The 20,086-nt window shown below is 36.4% G+C and carries 21 protein-coding genes; 18 read left to right on the forward strand and 3 right to left on the reverse strand.

The genetic code is table 11. The annotated features are described in order from the left end of the window. Positions 1-50: 50 nt before the first annotated feature. The 5 genes from rsmG to AC3WOM_RS05675 all read left to right on the forward strand — a co-directional run bounded on the left by rsmG (position 51) and on the right by AC3WOM_RS05675 (position 4,468). The gene (gene rsmG / locus AC3WOM_RS05655) at positions 51-767 is read left to right on the forward strand and encodes a 16S rRNA (guanine(527)-N(7))-methyltransferase RsmG (protein ID WP_492445521.1); all 717 of its coding nucleotides are present in this window, start codon (positions 51-53) and stop codon (positions 765-767) included. Positions 768-946: 179 nt separating this feature from the next. Further along, the gene (gene noc / locus AC3WOM_RS05660; RefSeq protein WP_427543822.1) at positions 947-1,846 is read left to right on the forward strand and encodes a nucleoid occlusion protein; all 900 of its coding nucleotides are present in this window, start codon (positions 947-949) and stop codon (positions 1,844-1,846) included. Between the two features lie 228 nt (positions 1,847-2,074). After that, entirely contained in the window at positions 2,075-2,836 is a 762-nt protein-coding gene (locus AC3WOM_RS05665; protein ID WP_427543825.1) for a ParA family protein, read from the forward strand. Next, complete coding sequence (locus AC3WOM_RS05670) at positions 2,829-3,677, forward strand: ParB/RepB/Spo0J family partition protein (RefSeq protein WP_492445523.1); 849 nt, start codon at positions 2,829-2,831, stop codon at positions 3,675-3,677. Before AC3WOM_RS05665 ends, AC3WOM_RS05670 begins: the two co-directional genes overlap by 8 nt. A 74-nt stretch (positions 3,678-3,751) precedes the next feature. Next, a complete protein-coding gene (locus AC3WOM_RS05675; RefSeq protein WP_492445525.1) occupies positions 3,752-4,468 on the forward strand; it encodes a DUF554 domain-containing protein in 717 nt (238 codons plus the stop codon). On the opposite strand, the gene yyaC is transcribed toward AC3WOM_RS05675, so the two are convergent. Next, entirely contained in the window at positions 4,385-5,017 is a 633-nt protein-coding gene (gene yyaC / locus AC3WOM_RS05680; protein WP_492445527.1) for a spore protease YyaC, read from the reverse strand. The two genes, AC3WOM_RS05675 and yyaC, sit on opposite strands and share 84 nt — an antisense overlap. Positions 5,018-5,110: 93 nt before the next feature. On the opposite strand from yyaC, the gene AC3WOM_RS05685 reads away from it, so the two are divergent. From AC3WOM_RS05685 to AC3WOM_RS05700, 4 genes are all read left to right on the forward strand, one after another. Next, the gene (locus AC3WOM_RS05685; protein WP_427543837.1) at positions 5,111-5,986 is read left to right on the forward strand and encodes a mechanosensitive ion channel family protein; all 876 of its coding nucleotides are present in this window, start codon (positions 5,111-5,113) and stop codon (positions 5,984-5,986) included. After that, the gene (locus tag AC3WOM_RS05690) at positions 5,986-6,186 is read left to right on the forward strand and encodes a DUF951 domain-containing protein (RefSeq protein WP_427543840.1); all 201 of its coding nucleotides are present in this window, start codon (positions 5,986-5,988) and stop codon (positions 6,184-6,186) included. The genes AC3WOM_RS05685 and AC3WOM_RS05690 overlap by 1 nt, the downstream gene beginning before the upstream one ends. A gap of 96 nt (positions 6,187-6,282) precedes the next feature. Next, positions 6,283-7,383: a redox-regulated ATPase YchF gene (gene ychF, locus AC3WOM_RS05695; protein WP_286923221.1), complete on the forward strand. Its 1,101-nt coding sequence runs from the start codon at positions 6,283-6,285 to the stop codon at positions 7,381-7,383. An 82-nt stretch (positions 7,384-7,465) separates the two neighbouring features. Next, positions 7,466-8,506 (forward strand): acyl-CoA dehydrogenase family protein, encoded by a 1,041-nt coding sequence (locus AC3WOM_RS05700; RefSeq protein ID WP_492445530.1) that lies wholly within the window; start codon positions 7,466-7,468, stop codon positions 8,504-8,506. A 133-nt stretch (positions 8,507-8,639) separates the two neighbouring features. Here AC3WOM_RS05700 and AC3WOM_RS05705 read toward each other — a convergent pair whose 3' ends face one another. Continuing rightward, complete coding sequence (locus AC3WOM_RS05705) at positions 8,640-9,200, reverse strand: DUF3267 domain-containing protein (RefSeq protein WP_492445532.1); 561 nt, start codon at positions 9,198-9,200, stop codon at positions 8,640-8,642. Positions 9,201-9,372: 172 nt separating this feature from the next. Here AC3WOM_RS05705 and rpsF point away from each other — a divergent pair, with 172 nt between their 5' ends. The 8 genes from rpsF (at position 9,373) to AC3WOM_RS05745 (ending at position 17,093) form a co-directional block, all read left to right on the forward strand. Continuing rightward, positions 9,373-9,663 (forward strand): 30S ribosomal protein S6, encoded by a 291-nt coding sequence (gene rpsF / locus AC3WOM_RS05710; protein ID WP_427543852.1) that lies wholly within the window; start codon positions 9,373-9,375, stop codon positions 9,661-9,663. 36 nt (positions 9,664-9,699) lie between these two features. After that, on the forward strand, positions 9,700-10,275 hold the full coding sequence (ssb, locus tag AC3WOM_RS05715; protein WP_492445534.1) for a single-stranded DNA-binding protein: 576 nt from the start codon (positions 9,700-9,702) through the stop codon (positions 10,273-10,275). Positions 10,276-10,315: 40 nt separating this feature from the next. After that, positions 10,316-10,552 (forward strand): 30S ribosomal protein S18, encoded by a 237-nt coding sequence (gene rpsR / locus AC3WOM_RS05720; protein ID WP_012296211.1) that lies wholly within the window; start codon positions 10,316-10,318, stop codon positions 10,550-10,552. 277 nt (positions 10,553-10,829) lie between these two features. Next, a complete protein-coding gene (locus AC3WOM_RS05725) occupies positions 10,830-11,771 on the forward strand; it encodes a YybS family protein (RefSeq protein WP_427543858.1) in 942 nt (313 codons plus the stop codon). Between the two features lie 12 nt (positions 11,772-11,783). Further along, positions 11,784-13,757 (forward strand): DHH family phosphoesterase, encoded by a 1,974-nt coding sequence (locus AC3WOM_RS05730; protein ID WP_492445536.1) that lies wholly within the window; start codon positions 11,784-11,786, stop codon positions 13,755-13,757. Next, a complete protein-coding gene (gene rplI / locus AC3WOM_RS05735; RefSeq protein ID WP_427543864.1) occupies positions 13,754-14,200 on the forward strand; it encodes a 50S ribosomal protein L9 in 447 nt (148 codons plus the stop codon). Before AC3WOM_RS05730 ends, rplI begins: the two co-directional genes overlap by 4 nt. A gap of 13 nt (positions 14,201-14,213) precedes the next feature. After that, on the forward strand, positions 14,214-15,575 hold the full coding sequence (dnaB, locus tag AC3WOM_RS05740; RefSeq protein WP_492445538.1) for a replicative DNA helicase: 1,362 nt from the start codon (positions 14,214-14,216) through the stop codon (positions 15,573-15,575). Between the two features lie 228 nt (positions 15,576-15,803). After that, positions 15,804-17,093: an adenylosuccinate synthase gene (locus tag AC3WOM_RS05745; RefSeq protein ID WP_427543869.1), complete on the forward strand. Its 1,290-nt coding sequence runs from the start codon at positions 15,804-15,806 to the stop codon at positions 17,091-17,093. 53 nt (positions 17,094-17,146) lie between these two features. Here AC3WOM_RS05745 and AC3WOM_RS05750 read toward each other — a convergent pair whose 3' ends face one another. Further along, positions 17,147-17,959 carry a YitT family protein gene (locus AC3WOM_RS05750; RefSeq protein WP_427543955.1) on the reverse strand — a complete coding sequence of 271 codons (813 nt, stop codon included), beginning with the start codon at positions 17,957-17,959 and terminating at the stop codon, positions 17,147-17,149. Positions 17,960-18,371: 412 nt separating this feature from the next. Between AC3WOM_RS05750 and AC3WOM_RS05755 the strand changes: the two genes are divergently transcribed. Further along, positions 18,372-19,835 carry a LysM peptidoglycan-binding domain-containing M23 family metallopeptidase gene (locus tag AC3WOM_RS05755; RefSeq protein WP_492445540.1) on the forward strand — a complete coding sequence of 488 codons (1,464 nt, stop codon included), beginning with the start codon at positions 18,372-18,374 and terminating at the stop codon, positions 19,833-19,835. Positions 19,836-20,086: the final 251 nt, after the last annotated feature.

Below are 20,086 nucleotides of genomic sequence, written 5' to 3' on the forward strand. Positions count from 1 at the left end.
AGGCAAATCTCAGATAAGCTTACTGGCCATATAGCTAAAGGAGACTTTACATGAACGAACAACAATTTATTGAGGCATTAAAGGAAAAGGGGATAGAGCTTTCTAATCATCAAATCACTCAATTTAAAAAATACTTTGAACTCCTTGTTGAGTGGAATGAAAAAATGAACTTAACGGCTATTACTGATTTAGAGGGTGTTTATTTAAAGCATTTTTACGATTCCATTAGTGCATCCTTCTATTTTGATTTTTCAACCGTGACAACAGTTTGTGATGTTGGAGCAGGTGCTGGTTTCCCAAGTATTCCGATTAAAATCTGTTACCCGCATTTACACATCACTATTGTAGATTCTTTAAATAAAAGAATTACATTTTTAAATCATTTAAGTGATGAGTTGCAATTAGAGAATATGCATTTTGTACACGCTAGGGCAGAGGAATTTGGTCAAAATCCAAAATACCGTGAGCAATTTGATGTTGTAACAGCTCGTGCAGTAGCCCGTTTATCAGTCTTATCAGAACTATGTGTACCACTAGCAAAACAAGGTGGATATTTTGTTGCCTTAAAAGCAGCAGCAGGTGCAGAAGAATTAAAAGATGCTAAAAAAGCATTGACTACATTAGGCGTTTCATTAAAAGAAGAATTTTCTTTCCATTTACCTGTTGAAGAAAGTGACCGTATTTTATATATCTTTGATAAAATAAAAGGAACACCAAAAAAATATCCGCGTAAACCAGGTGTACCAAATAAAACACCTATTCAATAATTAGTGTTTCATGTGAAACTTCTCAAAGTAGAAAATAATTTTTCTATTTTGAGCATACATACTAGTTATGGATGGTTCACGCAATTGACATCTATGAACTATATACATTTTAAGAAATATAATAAATAATAATAGAATGACACTTAGCAAGATAGTTACTTAAAGGTGGTGCCACTTGGATGAAAAGTCCTTTTTCACGTTTTTTTGGAGGCGGAAGTAAAACAGAGCCTATTGTGAAAAATGAAGTAGAACAAGCAGAGGCGGTTCATGCAGCAGAAGAAGTCATAAAATTGCCTATTGATCAAATTGTACCTAACCGTTTTCAGCCACGTACTATTTTTGATGATGAAAAAATTGAAGAGTTATCAAGAACCATTCATACACATGGTGTGATTCAGCCAATTGTTGTACGTAAAACATCAGAAAATCAATATGAAATCATTGCTGGAGAGCGTCGTTATCGAGCGATGAAAAAGCTACAATGGACAGAAGTCCCTGCTATTGTACGTAATTTAACTGATAAGGAAACAGCATCTATTGCTTTAATAGAGAACTTACAGCGTGAGGAGTTAACTGCGATTGAAGAAGCTGTAGCCTATCAAAAATTATTAGAGCTTCATGAGCTGACACAAGAAGCTTTGGCCCAGCGACTTGGAAAAGGACAATCCACGGTAGCTAATAAACTACGTTTATTAAAGCTGCCGGATGAAGTGCAGCAAGCAATTTTGAAGCGTAAAATATCTGAACGACATGCACGTGCATTAATTGCGATTAAAGATCAGCCATTACAACTAGAGATTTTACAACAGACAATGGAAAATGATTGGAATGTTCGCCAGCTAGAAGAGCATATTCATCTATTATTGCATCCAGAGGCAGCAGATCAAGAGGAAGATGCACCAAAGAAGGCTAGACCGAAACGTAAGGCAATTAGTAAAGATGTCCGTATTGCTTTGAATACGATTAAACAATCGCTATCAATGGTAACCAAAAGTGGTATAACGGTTAAGACGGAGGAAGAAGACACAGAGGAGTATTATCAAATTACAGTAAAAATACCTAAAAAGAAAAAATCCTAAAGTTAATATTATTTTAGAAAAATAATAAATTAACCTTTTTCCCTCTGTTTAGAGGAGGCATTTCAGAAATAAATCTGAGATGCCTCCTTTTTTGTATATATTCTTAATATTTTATACAACTCTTTTCTGTTTTTTTGATAGAATGAGAATTAGATAGCGGTATTGAGTAGTGATTTTACAAATGATTTGTCAAAGTGAGCTTTGATAGATGAAAGCAGGTGCTTTTAAATGGGTAGAATTATAGCAATCGCCAATCAAAAGGGTGGCGTAGGTAAAACAACGACATCGGTCAATTTGAGCGCTTGTCTAGCATATTTAGGAAAGAAAGTGCTATTAATTGATGCTGATCCACAGGGCAATACAACAAGTGGACTTGGTGTTAATAAAGGAGAACTTCAAGGCTGTATTTATGATGTCTTAATTGATGATGAAAACGTTGTAAATGTCATTCAAGAAACAAATGTAGAAAACCTATCCATTGTTCCAGCAACGATTTCACTGGCTGGAGCGGAGATCGAATTAGTTTCAACCATATCAAGAGAGGTACGTTTAAAGCATGCACTTCAAAATGTGAAAGAAGACTATGATTATATCATTATTGATTGTCCGCCTTCTTTAGGGCTTTTAACTATTAACGCTTTAACTGCATCCGATGCATTAATTATCCCAGTTCAATGTGAATATTATGCATTAGAAGGGCTTAGTCAGCTATTATCTACTGTTCGTTTAGTGCAGAAGCATTTAAATCAACAACTTTACATTGATGGTGTGCTATTAACGATGCTTGATGCACGAACAAACTTAGGCTTACAAGTAATTGATGAAGTAAAAAAATATTTCCAAGATAAAGTATATAAAACAATTATTCCACGTAATGTGCGATTAAGTGAGGCTCCAAGTCACGGGCAGCCAATTATCATTTATGACGCAAAATCAAGAGGTGCAGAAGTTTATTTAGAGATGGCGAGGGAAGTGATTAAAAATGGCTAAAGGTTTAGGAAAAGGCATTGGTGCATTATTTCCTGGAGAGTCATTAGAACAAAGCGGGCAAGTAGAAGAAATTCAATTAGAGTTAATCGTTGCAAATCCATTTCAGCCTCGTAAAATTTTTGATGAAGAAACGTTACGAGAATTAGCAGACTCTATACAGGAGCATGGTATTCTACAGCCTATTGCAGTACGTAAGAAAGGGCGTAAATATGAAATTGTTGCTGGGGAACGCCGTTATCGTGCCGCTCAATTAGCAGGTTTAGAGATTATTCCTGCCATTGTAAAAGAATTTTCAGATGCACAAATGATGGAGCTAGCTATTTTAGAAAATCTACAGCGTGAGGATTTAACAGTTATTGAAGAGGCTGAAGCTTACCAAAGTTTAATGGAAAACTTACATTTAACACAGGAGGAGTTATCCAAGCGATTAGGGAAGAGTAGACCACATATCGCCAACCATGTTCGTTTACTAGCATTACCTGATGATGTTCGTGCGTTGATGAACAATGGCACTCTATCAATGGGACAGGGACGAGCATTATTAGGGTTGAAAAATAAAAGAAGAATTCCTGAGGTCGCAAATAAGGTTATTAAACAAGGCTTAAATGTACGACAGGTTGAAATGCTAGTACAAACGATAAATGAAGAAGTTTCACGTGAAACAATTCAGCCAAAGAAAAAGGATATATTTGTTGTAGCTAAGGAATCACAACTACGAGATTATTTTGGAACAAATGTCCAAATAAAGAAGGTTAATAATAAAGGGAAAATAGAAATTGAATTTTACTCTGAGGATGATTTAGAACGTATTTTAGAAATATTAAATTTACAAGATGAGTAATGCTAAATTTCTATAGTCAGAGCGCCGGGTTTTAAGGCGCTCTCTATTTTTCTAGAGAGAAGGAAGGCTGAAACGTGGTTTTATTTGGAGCTTTAATAAACGCATTATTAATAATAGCAGGCTCAATCGTGGGAAGAATTTTTAAAAATATCCCTGAATCAATGAAGTCTACCGTATTATCAATCATTGGCTTAGCAGTTGCAGTTTTAGGGATTAAAATGGGCTTTGAAAGTGATAACTTTATTATAATGGTGGTAAGTTTAGTAGTAGGTACTGTTATTGGCGAATGGTTAGATTTAGATAAGCAAATGAATCGACTGGGACAATGGGTTGAATCTTTATTTAGCAAAAAACGCACTGATAATAATCAAATTAGTATTGCAGAGGGCTTTGTAACGGCTTCATTGATTTTTGTAGTCGGTTCTATGGCTGTCATAGGTGCACTTGATAGTGGCTTGCGTAATGATCATAATGTACTCATAACGAAAGGCTTAATCGATGGTTTTACTTCGATTATCTTAGCATCTACATTAGGCATAGGTGTACTATTATCTGCAGTGCCTGTCTTTCTATATCAAGGAGTGATTGCACTTTTCGCAGGTGTCATCAGCTCCTTTATACCAGATGAAGCGTTACAAATGTTTATTACAGAGATGACTGCTGTAGGTGGTGTCATGATTTTGGCCATCGGTTTAAATATTGCAGGCTTAACCAAGATCAAGGCTGCTAACTTGTTGCCAGGTATCGTCGTTGTCGGCATTATGGTCGCTATTTTCTATACTTTTCAGTGAGAAACGATGTGCAGCAAGTAATAGCGCTCTTGAAAGTTTTTCCGCCATCGCATAAGAAATATGAAGTCTTGTATTTTGTAAAACCAGCATCTCCATAAAGCCTCCAATATTGACGATTCCTTTAACCGAAATGTCACCGATTGGAGGTAATTGTTTTTTAACAGCCTTACCAGGGAAAATGGGTCCACTTTGTACAGAAATATGCCCAACATTTTGTTCACTACCAAGACAAGCATCAATCGCAATAATAAAAGGTTTTGTAGTATGATTGTGTAGCTGTTGTAATGTAGAGTCTAAATTAAGAGCATGTAAAGGATCTTCTAAAGAACCTACAACTTCATATGGAAAACTAACAGATTTATTAAGAAAACTACCTGTTAATGGCCCCAGGGTATCACCTGTACAACGGTCACTTCCAATACAGCAGAAAATAAGTCGTTCATGATGAAATGGTATATGTTCTAAAAATAATGTACTTAATTGCCAAACAGCATTTTTACTTTCATGATGAAGAGAATAAGGAAGTAATAAATTTGGTATAGTATTCATAAAAAAACTCACTTTCTTTTTAATTTGGAGGAAGTGTTCAATTTTTATGCAGTATACACAAATTTTTAGTAAGTTATACAAGAGGTGGTAATATTGGGATTCAACAAGAGGTTGATAGAAAATTATTGGAATAAACTAACATCAGAAGAATTTTGGGAAACGATTGTAGATGCAACCCTTGAAATTACGCTTATTCTAATTGTTTCATGGATCGCAGTACGATTAGGGAAAAAATTTATTAAAAAAGTGTTTTTAATACGTATGCGTTCACCATTAAACCATTCAGAGCGTCGACAGCGAACAATTTCGAGATTATTACAAAGCATCATCTCCTATGCTGTTTATTTTTCTGCGATCGTTGCAATTTTATCTAGCTTAGAGATTAAAATAGCAGGGCTATTGGCTGGTGCAGGGATTGTTGGTTTAGCCATTGGTTTTGGTGCACAGAGTTTAGTGAAAGATGTTATTACTGGATTTTTTATCATTTTTGAAGATCAATTCGGTGTTGGTGATTATATAAAAATTAATGGGGCAGAAGGAACTGTTGTAGAAATAGGCTTACGAACAACAAAGATTAATGGAGGTACTGGAGAGCAATTTATTATTCCTAATGGTTCGATTGGGGAGGTTGTGAACTATTCTGTCAATAACTCTAAAATTTTTATAGATTTACAGATGACGAGTGATGCAGACTTTGAAAAGGCAGAATCTATCATAAAGAAATACTTAGAATCGTTACCAGATGTTCATAAAGAGCTCGTAACAGTACCGACCTTTTTAGGGGTACAAAATGTCAAGGGCACTGAAGTAACGATTCGTATAGTGGCTGAGACATTACCTCAGCAACAATATGGAGTGGCACGTACTATTCGTAGAGACGTAACAAGGCTTTTTGAAGAAAATAATATACCAATGTCTCATCCGAAAATGATGTTATATGGTGTTAAAGATGAAGGGAGAAATGAATAATGGAACCGAAGAAATTTGGTCTAAACGATATTGTTGAAATGAAGAAGCAGCATCCATGTGGCACAAACAAATGGAAGATCATTCGTATGGGTGCAGATGTACGGATTAAATGTGAAGGCTGTCAGCACAGTGTCATGATTCCACGCCGTGAATTTGAAAAAAAAATGAAGAAGGTTTTAATTTCGGCTAATGAGGCATAGCTTCAGGCGTATTAGACTTTTTATGAGTGAATTAATATAATAGATAAGGTTATATGAGAGAAAAATGAACAGATCATAGAAAGGTTGTGTCCATTCATGGCATTAACAGCTGGAATCGTTGGTTTACCTAACGTTGGGAAATCAACATTATTTAACGCAATTACAAAAGCGGGCGCATTGGCTGCAAACTATCCATTCGCAACAATCGATCCAAACGTGGGTATTGTTGAAGTACCAGATGCACGTTTAGATAAATTAACTGAATTAGTAATACCGAAAAAAACTGTACCAACAGCATTTGAGTTTACTGATATCGCAGGAATTGTAAAAGGTGCTTCAAAAGGTGAAGGGTTAGGAAATAAATTCCTAGCACATATTCGTGAAGTAGATGCCATTTGCCAAGTTGTGCGTTGCTTTGTAGACGAAAACATTACGCACGTATCAGGAGCTGTTGATCCAATTGATGATATTGAGGTCATTAATCTAGAGCTTGCGCTTGCTGATTTAGAATCTGTAGATAAGCGTTTACAGCGTGTTAGCAAAATGGCTAAGCAAAAAGACAAGGAAGCCATGATTGAAGAACCTGTACTACTAAAAATTAAAGAACAATTAGAAAACGGTCGACCTGCACGTGCAGCTGAGCTTTCTGAGGATGAACTAAAGGTAATCAAGGGGCTTCATTTATTAACAATTAAACCAATGCTTTATGTGGCAAACGTTTCAGAAGATGAAGTGGCAGATGCTGATAACAACGAGTATGTGAAAAAAGTGCGTGAGTATGCGTCTGCTGAAGGTGCTCAAGTTATTACAATTTGTGCAAAAATCGAGGAAGAAATTTCTGAGCTTGATGATGAAGAAAAGGCAATGTTCCTAGAAGAACTAGGTATTAAGGAATCAGGTTTAGATCAATTAATCCGTACTTCTTATGATTTACTTGGACTAGCAACTTACTTTACTGCAGGGGTACAAGAGGTGCGTGCGTGGACTTTCCGTAAAGGGATGAAGGCACCACAATGTGCGGGAATCATTCATACGGACTTTGAACGTGGTTTTATTCGTGCAGAAACAGTTGCTTTCGATGATTTAGTAGAGGCTGGTTCTCAAGCTGCTGCTAAAGAAGCTGGTAAAGTACGTCTTGAAGGTAAAGAGTATATTGTACAAGACGGAGATATTATGTTATTCCGTTTCAATGTATAAAACATAAACCGGGGCAATCTTTAAATGGATTGCCTTTTTTGTTTAGGTGTTGATCTGTTTATTTTGAAAGGCAGGTATAGTGATGAATTCATTACACATAAAAGAGCGAGGATTGGAAATTGAGCAGCTAGGGCAATTACCGATAGATATCTTAGAAGCTATTTACGAACAAAAATTGTTTAAGCTATTTACATCTAAGGAATTAGGCGGTAAAGAATTAAACTTATTGGAGGGCATGAAAGTATTTCAACAGATGTCTGCTCTTGATGGGAATCTAGGTTGGTTGGTCACAATCGGTACAGGTGGTAATGCATTTATTCCAACGTTCAATCAAGAAATCTGTAAAAAAATCTTTTCGCCAAGAAATGCTGTTATTGCAGGTAGTGGCTATCCAACAGGCACAGCAGTGCAAATGAAAGGTGGCTATCGTGTATCAGGGCAATGGAAGTATTGTAGTGGCGCGGATTATGCTACTACTTTTACAATGAATTGCTTTGTCGAGCATGAAGGTATAAGAACCGATCAAATTATTAGTTGCTCAGTTGAGCGTGAGCATGTTGAGATTTTTCATGATTGGCGTGCAATGGGGTTAAAAGCAACTGCCAGTCATACAATCAGTATTAAAAATGCATGGGTGCCACAAGAAGCAACGTTTCAGTTAGGTACCATTCATAATAACTATGGAAGCTTTGTTCATAGCTTTCCGTTTGGCACATTTGCAGAGGCTTCCTTCCTGAGTGTTTGCCTCGGCATAACAGAAAATTTCTTAGAGCAGACGTCTATTATGATCAAGCAAAAAAGTAATGATCCAAGTCGTTCAGAACGTATAGGTATATTACAATCTTTATTAATACAGCAGCAAAAAAACTTTAATCAGCTTGAAGAAAACTTTTATGCAATATTGACTCAATACTGGGAAAGACATAAAGCTGGTCACGATTTAACAGATGTAGAACTACAACAGTTTTCACAAATGAGTAAAGATAGTGCGGCATCCTGCGTCGATATTGCCAACAGCTTCATTCGTAATCTTGGAATGGAGGCAATTACCGAGACATCTTCGATTAATCGTATTTGGAGAAATTTGTATACAGCTGCACAGCATGGTTTTTTAACTCCTTAAAGTAGTAGAGAATCTTTTGGAGAGTTAAATAGAAAATGCCAAAGCACTGGTTTAACAGCGGTTTGGCATTTTGAAATTTTTGTTAAATAGAATTTGTGGGATAGGTCCTATATGTAGAGTGTCCCAAGCATGTCTATTCCTTTTCAGAAGTAGTGAATACATATAGCTTAGGTAACTGAGGATCATCTTTAATGAGTGCATTTTTGGGATATTTACGTAACTCTTTATACATTGCAAAATCACCCACTGCTCCAGCTATTAAAAATGCCCCCACTAGTACTACAACAGTGCTATTTAGGTAGAAACCTACAATAGTAGGTAAAACACCAGTCGTCCAAAAAGGGAGTAACAAAGCCTTTTTCATTGCATGATTAGGCAGGGGCTGGTCTGTTGTAGCATAAGCTATGCCAAGCTCTAAATTAAGACCATATTTTAATGACTTAAAAGGCACACCTCCAAATAACATAAATCCAAGTAAATGAGAAATCTCATGTAATACAATAAATATAATATACAGGACAACAAAGAGAATGAACCCAATGATCATATTCCAAAATGAGAAATGGATATCTTTAAAGCAAATATATTGGATAGCCACAAATAATATAACAAGTCCACTTGTGACAACAATATTGTCCATCATTAGCTTTTTTATATCGAGTTCGATTACAATCGGTTCTTTTTCTGGTAGCATGAAAGCTCTCCTTTCATGAATTAATTATATTCATTATATAGGATGAAATATTAGTTTGCGACTTGAAAGACATGTATCTGTATGTTACAATTCATTGATGTGAGTAATAATTATTACTTACTCCTTGCTCCCTTATATAGGAGAGCCTAAGTCCATAAGGAGGTGTAAACAGATGAGAAAATACGAATTAATGTACATCGTACGTCCAAACATTGAAGACGAAGCGAAGAAAGCTTTAGTTGAACGTTTCAACGAAATCTTAACTTCTAACGGTGCAGAAGTCATCGAATCAAAAGAGTGGGGCAAACGTCGCCTAGCTTATGAAATTCAAGACTTCCGCGAAGGTTACTACCAAATCGTGAAAGTAAACGCTACTTCAGAAGCAATCAACGAATATACACGTCTTGCTAACATCAGCGAAGATATCATTCGTCACATTGCAGTTCGCGAAGAAGCAAAATAATTTTTAACAAAATGCTGAAAAGGAGGTTGTATTCTGATGATAAACCGTGTCGTTTTAGTTGGAAGACTAACAAAAGATCCTGAGCTACGCTATACACCGAATGGTATTGCGTCTACACGATTTACAATTGCTGTGAATCGAACATTCTCAAACCAACAAGGTGAACGCGAAGCTGATTTCATTAGTTGCGTTGCGTGGCGAAAACAGGCTGAAAACCTAGCGAACTTCATGCGAAAAGGAAGTTTAATTGGAGTGGAAGGCCGTATCCAAACAGGTAGCTATGAAGGACAAGATGGTAAGCGAGTATACACAACAGATGTAGTGGCAGATAGCGTACAGTTTTTAGAGTCTCGTAATGCTAGTGCTACCGGTGCTCCTGCTCCACAATATGGTGGACAGACTTACGGTAATAACCAACCGTCATATGGTGGTGGTCAACCACAGCAATCATTTGGTGGCTCGATGCCTGGGCAGGGTTCATTTGGCAACGATGCTGCTTATCAGCAAAATCAACCACCTATGAATCAGCCGAACTATACACGTGTTGATGAGGATCCATTTGCGAATAGCAAAGGGCCAATTGAAGTATCTGAAGATGATCTTCCATTCTAAAATACTTCTAACATAAAAAATAATAAGGAGGAGACATACTATGGCACCACGTCGCGGAGGCCGCAAACGCCGTAAAGTTTGCTACTTCACTGCTAATAACATTACGCACATCGACTACAAAGATGTAGATCTTTTAAAGAAATTCATCTCTGAGCGCGGTAAAATCTTACCACGTCGCGTAACTGGCACTAGCGCTAAGTACCAACGTAAATTAACTTCAGCTATCAAGGTATCTCGTATCATGGGATTACTTCCATTCGTAGCAGAAGACAAATAAGATTGATGTCGCCAAGGCACTGACCTTGCATCAATTTTTAAGACCAGCATATTTCGATATTCGTATCGGTATATGCTGGTTTTTTATTGCAAAATGTTTTTTAATGAAAGAATTTGTTTGGACCATTCGGTAAAATATCCTCTATATAGACATGTATTCAGTTCTAATAGTCAAGAGTTCTACAAAATTTATGATTCTTAGCGTTTTTTGTTCAATAACGTGAAAAAATGGTACAATAAAGTTTAGTAAGTTTTGACTGAAAAAAGGAAGGTTTTCAATGCCGAATAATCAAACAAAGGCGCTTGTACAGGGTGCAGCAATGGTGGCAATTTTTACGTTGATGATGATAATATCTGCGTATATTCCTCTTGCTTTCATGCTAGTGTTTTTATTTGCACCATTACCCTTTGCATGGTATAGCGCAAATTATAAGCGCTCCACATCAATATTGGTAGCAATTGTCGGATGTATTCTAACATTTATAACGAGCGGTTTAGCCATACTGCCATTCGCATTTATTTTTGCGTTAGTAGGAATAATGATGGGTGCTGCCATTCACCAACAAAAAAGTAAATTGTATTTATTTATGTCGTCAGGGATTGCTGTTCTTTTATCAACTGCAATTGTATTTCTAGCATATGTACGTCTCGCAGGTATCAATATGGTTGAGATTGGTGTAGAAATGGCGAAAAAAAATTATGAGCAAACAGCGGCAATGTCACAAAATTTAACTGGACAATCAACTATTACTCCTGACCAGGTAGAAGCTGTATCAAAGATGATGGAATTAACTATTCCATCAACAGTAACCCTTGGGGCATTTTTTGTAGCATTTGTACTGATGTCAATTAATTTACCTGTTTTGAAGCGCCTAGGATTAGATGTACCTAAATTTTCACCATTTCAACATATGCGTTTACCACGTTCAATATTATGGTATTACATGATTGTTTTGTGTATCAATTTATTTATACGTCCAGAGTTTGGTTCTACATTAGATGTTATTGTCATAAATGTTTCATACATTTTATGGGTTTTATTAATATTACAGGGAATTTCCTTTATCCATTATTTTATTTCCAAAAAGGGAATGCCGGTAGGTGTAAAATGGATTGCGACATTACTCGCTATACCGTTATCATCCTTTATGATTTTACTTGGTATCATAGATCTAGGCTTTGATGTTCGTTCACTTGTGAAAGGGAAAACTAAAGAATAAGGGGCTGATGTAATGGGGACTTTTAGAAAACGACCAATTCGCTATCCGCTTTTTGTTCTTTCCATTTTTGGCATTGTGACGTTCGTGCTTCTATGTATTTGGAATATCGGAATAGGTATTGGTTATGGAGTAGGATTTGCACTGTTAATGGCCTATACGTGGAAGGTAGAACAGGTGGCCTTTGATGAAACAGAAAAGCATATTGAATCGATTTCTTTTCGTATGAAAAAGGTTGGAGAAGAGGCATTGCTCGAAATGCCGATTGGAATTTTACTTGTCAATGATCAATATGAAATAGAATGGTCCAATCCATATATGCAGGGAGTTTTAAATAGAGACACATTAGTAGGTGAAGGAATAGTCAATATTTCCGATGACATCTATGTACTCATGAAGACCGAAGAATCAAATGAAGCCACGATTACACTACGTGAGCGTAAATATCGTGTTTTTTATAAAAAAGAAGAACATCTGCTATATTTCTTTGATATCACAGAGCAGATTGCGATTGAAAAGCAATACTTTGCAGATCGTACTGTCATTGCTATTTTATTTGTTGATAATTATGATGAAATTACGCAGGCGATGGATGACCAGCCACGTAGTTTAACTAATACGATGGTTACATCCATTGTTAATGAATGGGCTGCAGAGCATGGGATATTTGTAAAAAGAATTTCATCTGACCGTTTTTTAGCGGTATTAAATGAATCTATCTTAACAGAGCTCGAAAAGAAAAAATTTGCTATTTTAGATACCATTCGAGAAAAAACAGCGCAAAAAAATCTCTCATTAACATTGAGCATTGGTGTTGGTGCAGGATCATCTTCATTAGTGGAGCTTGGTGAGCTAGCACAATCAAGTCTAGATCTTGTTTTAGGACGTGGTGGTGATCAGGTAGCTATTAAGCAGCCGACAGGAAAGCTAAAGTTCTATGGCGGAAAAACTAATCCAGTGGAAAAACGTACACGTGTAAGAGCAAGGGTTATTTCCCATGCTTTACGTGATTTAATTCAGGATAGTGATCAAGTATTTGTGATGGGACATAAAAACCCTGATATGGATTCGATTGGTGCGTCAGTCGGTGTACGAAAAATGGCACAAATGAATGATGTAAAGGGCTATGTCATCATAAATTTTGATGAATTAAACGGAAGTGTCACACGTTTAATGAATGAAATTGAGAGTAAATCGGATTTCTATGAAAATTTCCTAACACCAGAGGAAGCTGCGTCAAAAATGACTGAAAAGTCGTTGCTCGTTATTGTTGATACACATAAACCTGATTTGGTCATCGATTCACATCTATTAAAATTGGCTGAAAAAGTTGTTGTTATTGATCACCATCGTCGAAGTGAGGACTTTATAGAGAATCCAACACTTGTTTATATGGAACCGTATGCATCGTCGACTGCTGAACTTGTTACAGAGTTATTAGAATATCAGCCGAAGCGGGCGAAAATAAATATGCTAGAGGCAACAGCCTTACTGGCAGGAATTATCGTTGATACGAAGAGTTTTACTTTACGTACTGGCGCTCGCACGTTTGAAGCAGCTTCTTATTTACGGACAAATGGTGCTGATACGATTCTTGTACAGCGTCTTTTAAAAGAAGATGTCGATACGTATATAGAACGTTCTAAAATTGTACAAACCGTAAAGTTTGTAAAACCTGGTATTGCCATCGCTGTTGGCGAGGATTCGAAAGTTTATGACTCTGTATTAATTGCGCAAACAGCAGATATTTTATTAACAATGAAGGATGTTGGTGCTTCCTTTGTTATAGCACATCGAGCAGATGGCAAAATAGGTATAAGTGCAAGATCGCTCGGCGAAGTAAATGTCCAGCTTATTATGGAAAAGCTCGGTGGCGGTGGTCATTTAACGAATGCTGCCTGCCAGATGGAAGGGAATTCTATAGAGGGCGTGAAAAAATATTTAGAAGAGGCCATAAATGAGGTACTTGAAGGGAGTTTTGAATCATGAAAGTAGTTTTTTTAAAAGATGTTAAAGGAAAAGGTAAAAAAGGTGAAATTAAAAACGTAGCTGATGGCTATGCACAAAATTTCTTAATTAAAAATGGCTATGCAGCTGAAGCTAATACACAAGCATTAAGCCAATTAGAAGGACAAAAGAAATTAGAAGCAAAAAATGCAGCGGCAGAATTAGCTGAAGCAAAAGCGTTAAAAGAAAAATTAGAAGCTTTAACAGTAGAACTAAAAGCAAAATCAGGTGAAGGTGGTCGCTTATTCGGTTCTATTTCTACGAAACAAATTGCTGATGCACTGCAAAAAGTACATGGCATTAAAATTGATAAACGTAAAATGACTTTAAATGAGGGCATTCGTGCACTAGGCTTTACAAATGTACCTGTAAAACTACACCATGAAGTATCTGCAACATTAAAAGTACATGTAACGGAAGAATAAGGGGCGACAATCCATGAGCGAACCGATGATGGACCGCGTTCCACCGCATAACCGGGAAGCGGAGCAATCGGTTATCGGTGCCATTTTCCTCGATCCACAAGCATTAATTACGGCATCAGAAATTTTATTAGCGGATGATTTTTATCATAATGCACATAAGAAAATTTTTGAAACGATGCTGCGCTTAAGTGACCAAGGAAAAGCGATAGATGTTGTTACAGTTACAGAAGAATTATCAGCAAAAAAAGAGATTGAAGACGTTGGCGGGCTATCGTATTTACTAGAGCTCGCCAATGCTGTACCTACGGCTGCTAATGTCGCACACTATGCAAAAATTGTTGAAGAAAAGGCACTTTTAAGACGTTTGATTCGCGTCGCTACTAAAATTGTAGAAGATGGCTATACGCGTGAAGATGAAGTAGAAGCATTACTAGGCGAAGCAGAGAAGAAAATGATGGAGGTAGCCAATCGAAAAAATGCTGGTGATTTTAAGCATGTTAAAGACGTTTTGGTGGAAACCTTTGATAACATTGAACAGCTTCAATCACGTAAGGGAGATGTTACAGGTATTCCGACAGGCTTCCGTGATTTAGATAATATTACTGCCGGCTTCCAGCGCAACGATTTAATTATTGTAGCGGCTCGTCCATCTGTGGGGAAAACAGCCTTTGCCTTAAATGTTGCGCAAAGTGTTGCTGTTCAAGCGCGTGAGAATGTTGCAATCTTCTCACTGGAAATGGGTGCAGAGCAGCTAGTTATGCGTATGCTTTGTGCAGAGGGAAATATAGATGCACAAGTTTTACGTACAGGTGCTTTAAATACAGAAGATTGGGGTAAACTAACTATGGCAATGGGGAGTTTATCGAATTCTGGTATCTTTATTGATGATACGCCAGGTGTACGTATTAATGAAATTCGAGCGAAGTGTCGACGCTTAGCACAGGAGCATGGGCTTGGAATGATTTTAATTGATTATTTACAGCTTATTCAAGGTAGTGGTAAACCGGGAGAGAATCGTCAGCAAGAGGTATCTGAAATTTCACGTTCATTAAAAGGATTAGCACGTGAATTAAAGGTTCCAGTAATTGCCCTATCACAGCTATCCCGTGGTGTTGAGCAGCGTCAAGATAAACGGCCAATGATGAGTGACCTGCGTGAATCAGGAAGTATTGAGCAAGATGCTGATATTGTTGCCTTCTTATATCGTGACGATTATTACGATAAAGAATCGGAAAGTAAAAATATGATTGAAATTATTATTGCAAAACAACGTAATGGTCCAACAGGAACGGTTACACTTGCATTTAAGAAAGAATTCAATAAATTTATTAACGTGGATTGGTCACAAATGCCACCACCACCTCCACGTGATTAATAATTTCTAACAATATATATATCTATAGAAGGTGTCTTGAAGTATTTAATCTAAATATTAGATAATATTCATACCATTCTGTCATTAAACACGAACGTTGAATCAGATTTTTTGATTTTATGTTCGTGTTTTTAACTATTTTTTATTGACGTATTGTTTCTATCATTGTTACAATAATTAACGGCTTAAAAATTGAGATACCAAGCGTATCTAACGGAGGTGCTGATTATGACATCAGTTGTAGTTGTAGGAACACAGTGGGGAGACGAAGGGAAAGGCAAAATTACAGATTTCCTGTCGCAAAAGGCCGATGCAATTGCTCGTTTTGCAGGTGGTGATAATGCAGGACATACCATTAAATTTGGTGGTGAAACATATAAGCTACATTTAATTCCATCAGGTATTTTCTATAAAGAAAAGACGTCAGTAATCGGCAATGGATTGGTTGTTAATCCAAAGTCATTAGTAACTGAGCTTAGAGGTTTGCAGGAGCGTGGCATTAATACAAATAACCTACGTATTTCTAATCGTGCCCATGTTATTTTGCCATATCATATTAAACAAGATATTGCTGATGAGGAAAGCCGTGGCGACAATAAAATTGGCACGACTTGCAAAGGTATTGGACCTTGCTATCAAGATAAAGTAGCTCGCATTGGTATTCGTATGGCTGATTTACTGGACAAAGAAATATTTGAAGAAAAACTACGTCATAATTTAGCAATTAAGAATAAATTATTCGAGAAGTTCTACGAAGTTGAAGGTGTAACGTTTGAGGAGATTTTTGAAGAGTACTATGCATATGGACAAGAAATTGCAAACTATGTAACAGATACATCAAAAATTTTAAATGACGTCTTGGATGAAGGCGGCAAAGTGTTATTTGAAGGTGCTCAAGGTATCTTACTTGATGTTGATCAAGGTACGTATCCATTTGTAACCTCTTCAAATCCTGTTGCTGGTGGAGTTGCCATTGGTGCTGGTATCGGTCCATCACGAGTTTCTAATGTTATTGGTGTATGTAAAGCCTATACATCACGCGTTGGTGATGGTCCATTCCCAACTGAATTATTCGACGAAGTGGGTCAACAAATTCGTGAAGTTGGTCGTGAATATGGTACAACAACAGGTCGACCACGTCGTGTAGGCTGGTTTGATACGGTAGTTGTCCGTCATTCACGTAGAGTAAGTGGAATTACACATCTTGCACTAAATTCAATCGATGTTCTTTCTGGCTTAGACACTGTAAAAATTTGTACGGCGTATAATTATCAAGGTGAAACCATTACAGAATATCCAGCAAATCTTCATATTATTGAACAATGTGAACCAATTTATGAAGAGCTACCAGGCTGGTCAGAGGATGTTACAAGCTGCAGAACTTTAGAAGAGCTACCTGAAAATGCACGCCGCTATGTAGAACGTGTGAGTGAGTTGACAGGTATTCAAATTGCAACATTCTCGGTTGGTCCTGCACGTGAACAAACAAATGTTTTAGTGGATATTTGGGAAGCGTAATAAGATGAAATATACTAAAAGGACGTGCCATTTTGCGGTACGCCCTTTTATATTTAGTGAATATCCTTTTTCTTGAATCGTCCACCTTTAACCTCTGCTATATTACCAATCGCAAGGAATGCATTATCATCAATTTCAGCGACAATGGATTTTAGCTTCGATTCCTCTAATCGTGTAATAACAGTAAAAATAACCTTTTTATCGTTACCGGTATAAGCCCCCTCACCATGTAGGAAGGTTACACCTCGACCAAGTCGGTCCATTATGGTTTGACCGATTTCATCTATTTCATCACTAATAATGTAGACGGATTTTGATTCCTCCATCCCTTGGATAACAATGTCAATCATTTTATAGGCAATATAATAAGCTAGGATCGAGTACATAGCTTGTTCCCAGGTGAAGATAAAGCCTGCTACCGTAAAGATCAGGATATTGAAGAACATAATAATTTCTCCCACAGAAAAGGGAGTTTTTCGATTAAATAAAATGGCTAAAATTTCGGTTCCATCTAACGATCCACCGTATCTTATGACAATGCCGACACCGATTCCTAAAATCATGCCACCAAAAACGGTTGCTAATAAAGTATCCTGGGTAAATGGTTTTAGATTATGTAGTAAAATCGTTGTTACTGATAGTACAGTAATGCCTAGGCCTGTAGAAAGTGCAAAGGTTTTACCAATTTGCTTATAGCCTAAAAAGATAAAGGGTAAGTTTAGAATGAAGATAAATATACCGAGAGGTAACTTTAATAAATGTGAAGTGATGATAGAAACACCTACGATTCCACCATCCATAATGTGGTTTGGTACTAAAAATAACTCTAATCCTACTGCCATTATTATTGCACCTAGTGCCACCATAATGCTCCTTAGGACAATTCTACGAGTCCTATTTTTCTGTGGCTTGACCAATCTAGGTGTTATTATTTCAGAGGTCTGTGAATCACTCAATGTAATCGCTCCAATCAACTAGTGTATCCTTCTTCTCTATTTTATCGGAATATTAAAAAAGTAAAAAGTAATAAGTTTTAATTCTCATAAAAAATATAAGAATAATATTGTAATAATAAACTAATAAATATATTAAATTACAATTATAAGAGCGTATAATAGATAAGAGTTATGTAACAATTAGTCGAAAAATAATACATTTACATTACAAAAGTATGAAAATATCCATTCCCTTTTTTCTTTATGGTACAGTATAGTGGTGCAAAATTATTTTGTGGGTAATTAATCCTATAGTAGCATAAAGTTGGAAGGGGCTTTATTGATGAGTTCGTCTTGGTATAAAAAAGAAGAAAACAATAGATTGACTTACAATCTATCTTCATTCAAAAAAATGTCTATTATTGCAATTTTAATGACAAGTTTAACCGTTAATACTGGGTTTGCAAAAGAAAATCATAAAGAAGATTTAAATAAGATTTTTCATATTTATGTAGGTGATCAATATATTGGAGCAGTATCTAACGAAAAGGCTGTCCAGGAAATTATTGCATCGAAGGAAAAAGAAGTTGGTCAACAGTATAAAGAATTGTCTATTAATGCTAGTACGTCTGTTAAAATCATCCCGGAGCAAGTGTTTAGTAATGGAACTAAAGATGTGGAAATTTTAGCGAAATTAGAGCAGTCTTTAGTTGCTAAGTCTCAAGCCTTCACCTTATTTGTAGATAATAAGCCTCTCGTATCTTTAAAAGATGCAAAAGCTTATGAAGATACTATACGTTTATTAAAATTACAATATGTTTCACAGCAAGAGATGAATAGTTTACATACTGATCAGCAATCAACGAATCAAGTATCACCACTACAATCTGGTGAGACTCGTTTGTTAAATGTCTCCTTTAAACAAGGAGTTTCAGGTGTTACTCAGAATGTTTCTCCAAGTACTATTGTTACTCCTGAAAAGGCTGTGCAATACTTAATGACAGGCTCTTTAGAGCAGGAAACCTATAAGATTCAATCAGGCGATGTTCTAGGCTCAGTTGCTCAAAAACATAAACTGACTACAGCTGAATTACTAGCATTAAACCCTAGTATTACTGTAGATACTGTTCTACAAATTGGGCAAGCATTGAACGTAACAGTTGCAAAACCATTTGTTACTCTCGAAGTCAAACAAGAGAAGAAAGTTATAGATACAATACCTTTTAAGAAAATAATTGAAGAAGATCCAAACATGTATAAAGGTGAAAAAGTAGTGAAGCAGCAGGGTGTTGATGGAAAAAAAGAAACATCTTATCTATTAACCTCTGAAAATGGAACACGTACATCCAAAGTGGCATTAGAAGAACAAATTATACAGCAACCAGTAGATGAGATTGAGATTGTCGGTACGAAGGTCATTTCTTCTCGTGGTACAGGTGAATTTACTTGGCCTACTGTAGGAGGCTATATTTCAAGTCAGATGGGTCAACGCTGGGGAACTGTCCATCGTGGTATTGATATAGCCCGACCAAGTAATTATAATATCTTAGCTTCTGATAATGGAGTTGTAGTAGCAGCTGGTAGCTCAGGCAGTTATGGTAATCGAATCGTTATTAATCATAATAATGGCTATACTACACTTTATGGACATTTATCTTCAATCAATGTTGAAGTTGGGCAAGTAGTGGAAAAAGGTTCTGTGATTGGCATTATGGGATCTACTGGAAATTCCACAGGTACACATCTGCATTTTGAAGTTGAAAAAGATGGTTCATTAGTCAATCCTTTATCATATGTAGGACGTTAATTTTTTTGAATAGCAGACAGTCCAAATATATGGACTGTCTTTTTCTATACTTCTTATACTATTATTTCCCGAGAAATATTTGTCGAAATATCATTTATTTATTTTAATAGTCAATAATTGTCTTTGAATTTAGAATAATGCATTGAAGCTAAAAGCATGATAGAGTTAAGAGTAGTGATTTTAACTTCTTTCAGCTGTTTTTGCAGCAAATGCTAAGTATTAGCTACAGAAGTTTCTCATCATAATAGATG

It is taken from the genome of Lysinibacillus sp. FW301-JW8, assembly GCF_058788755.1.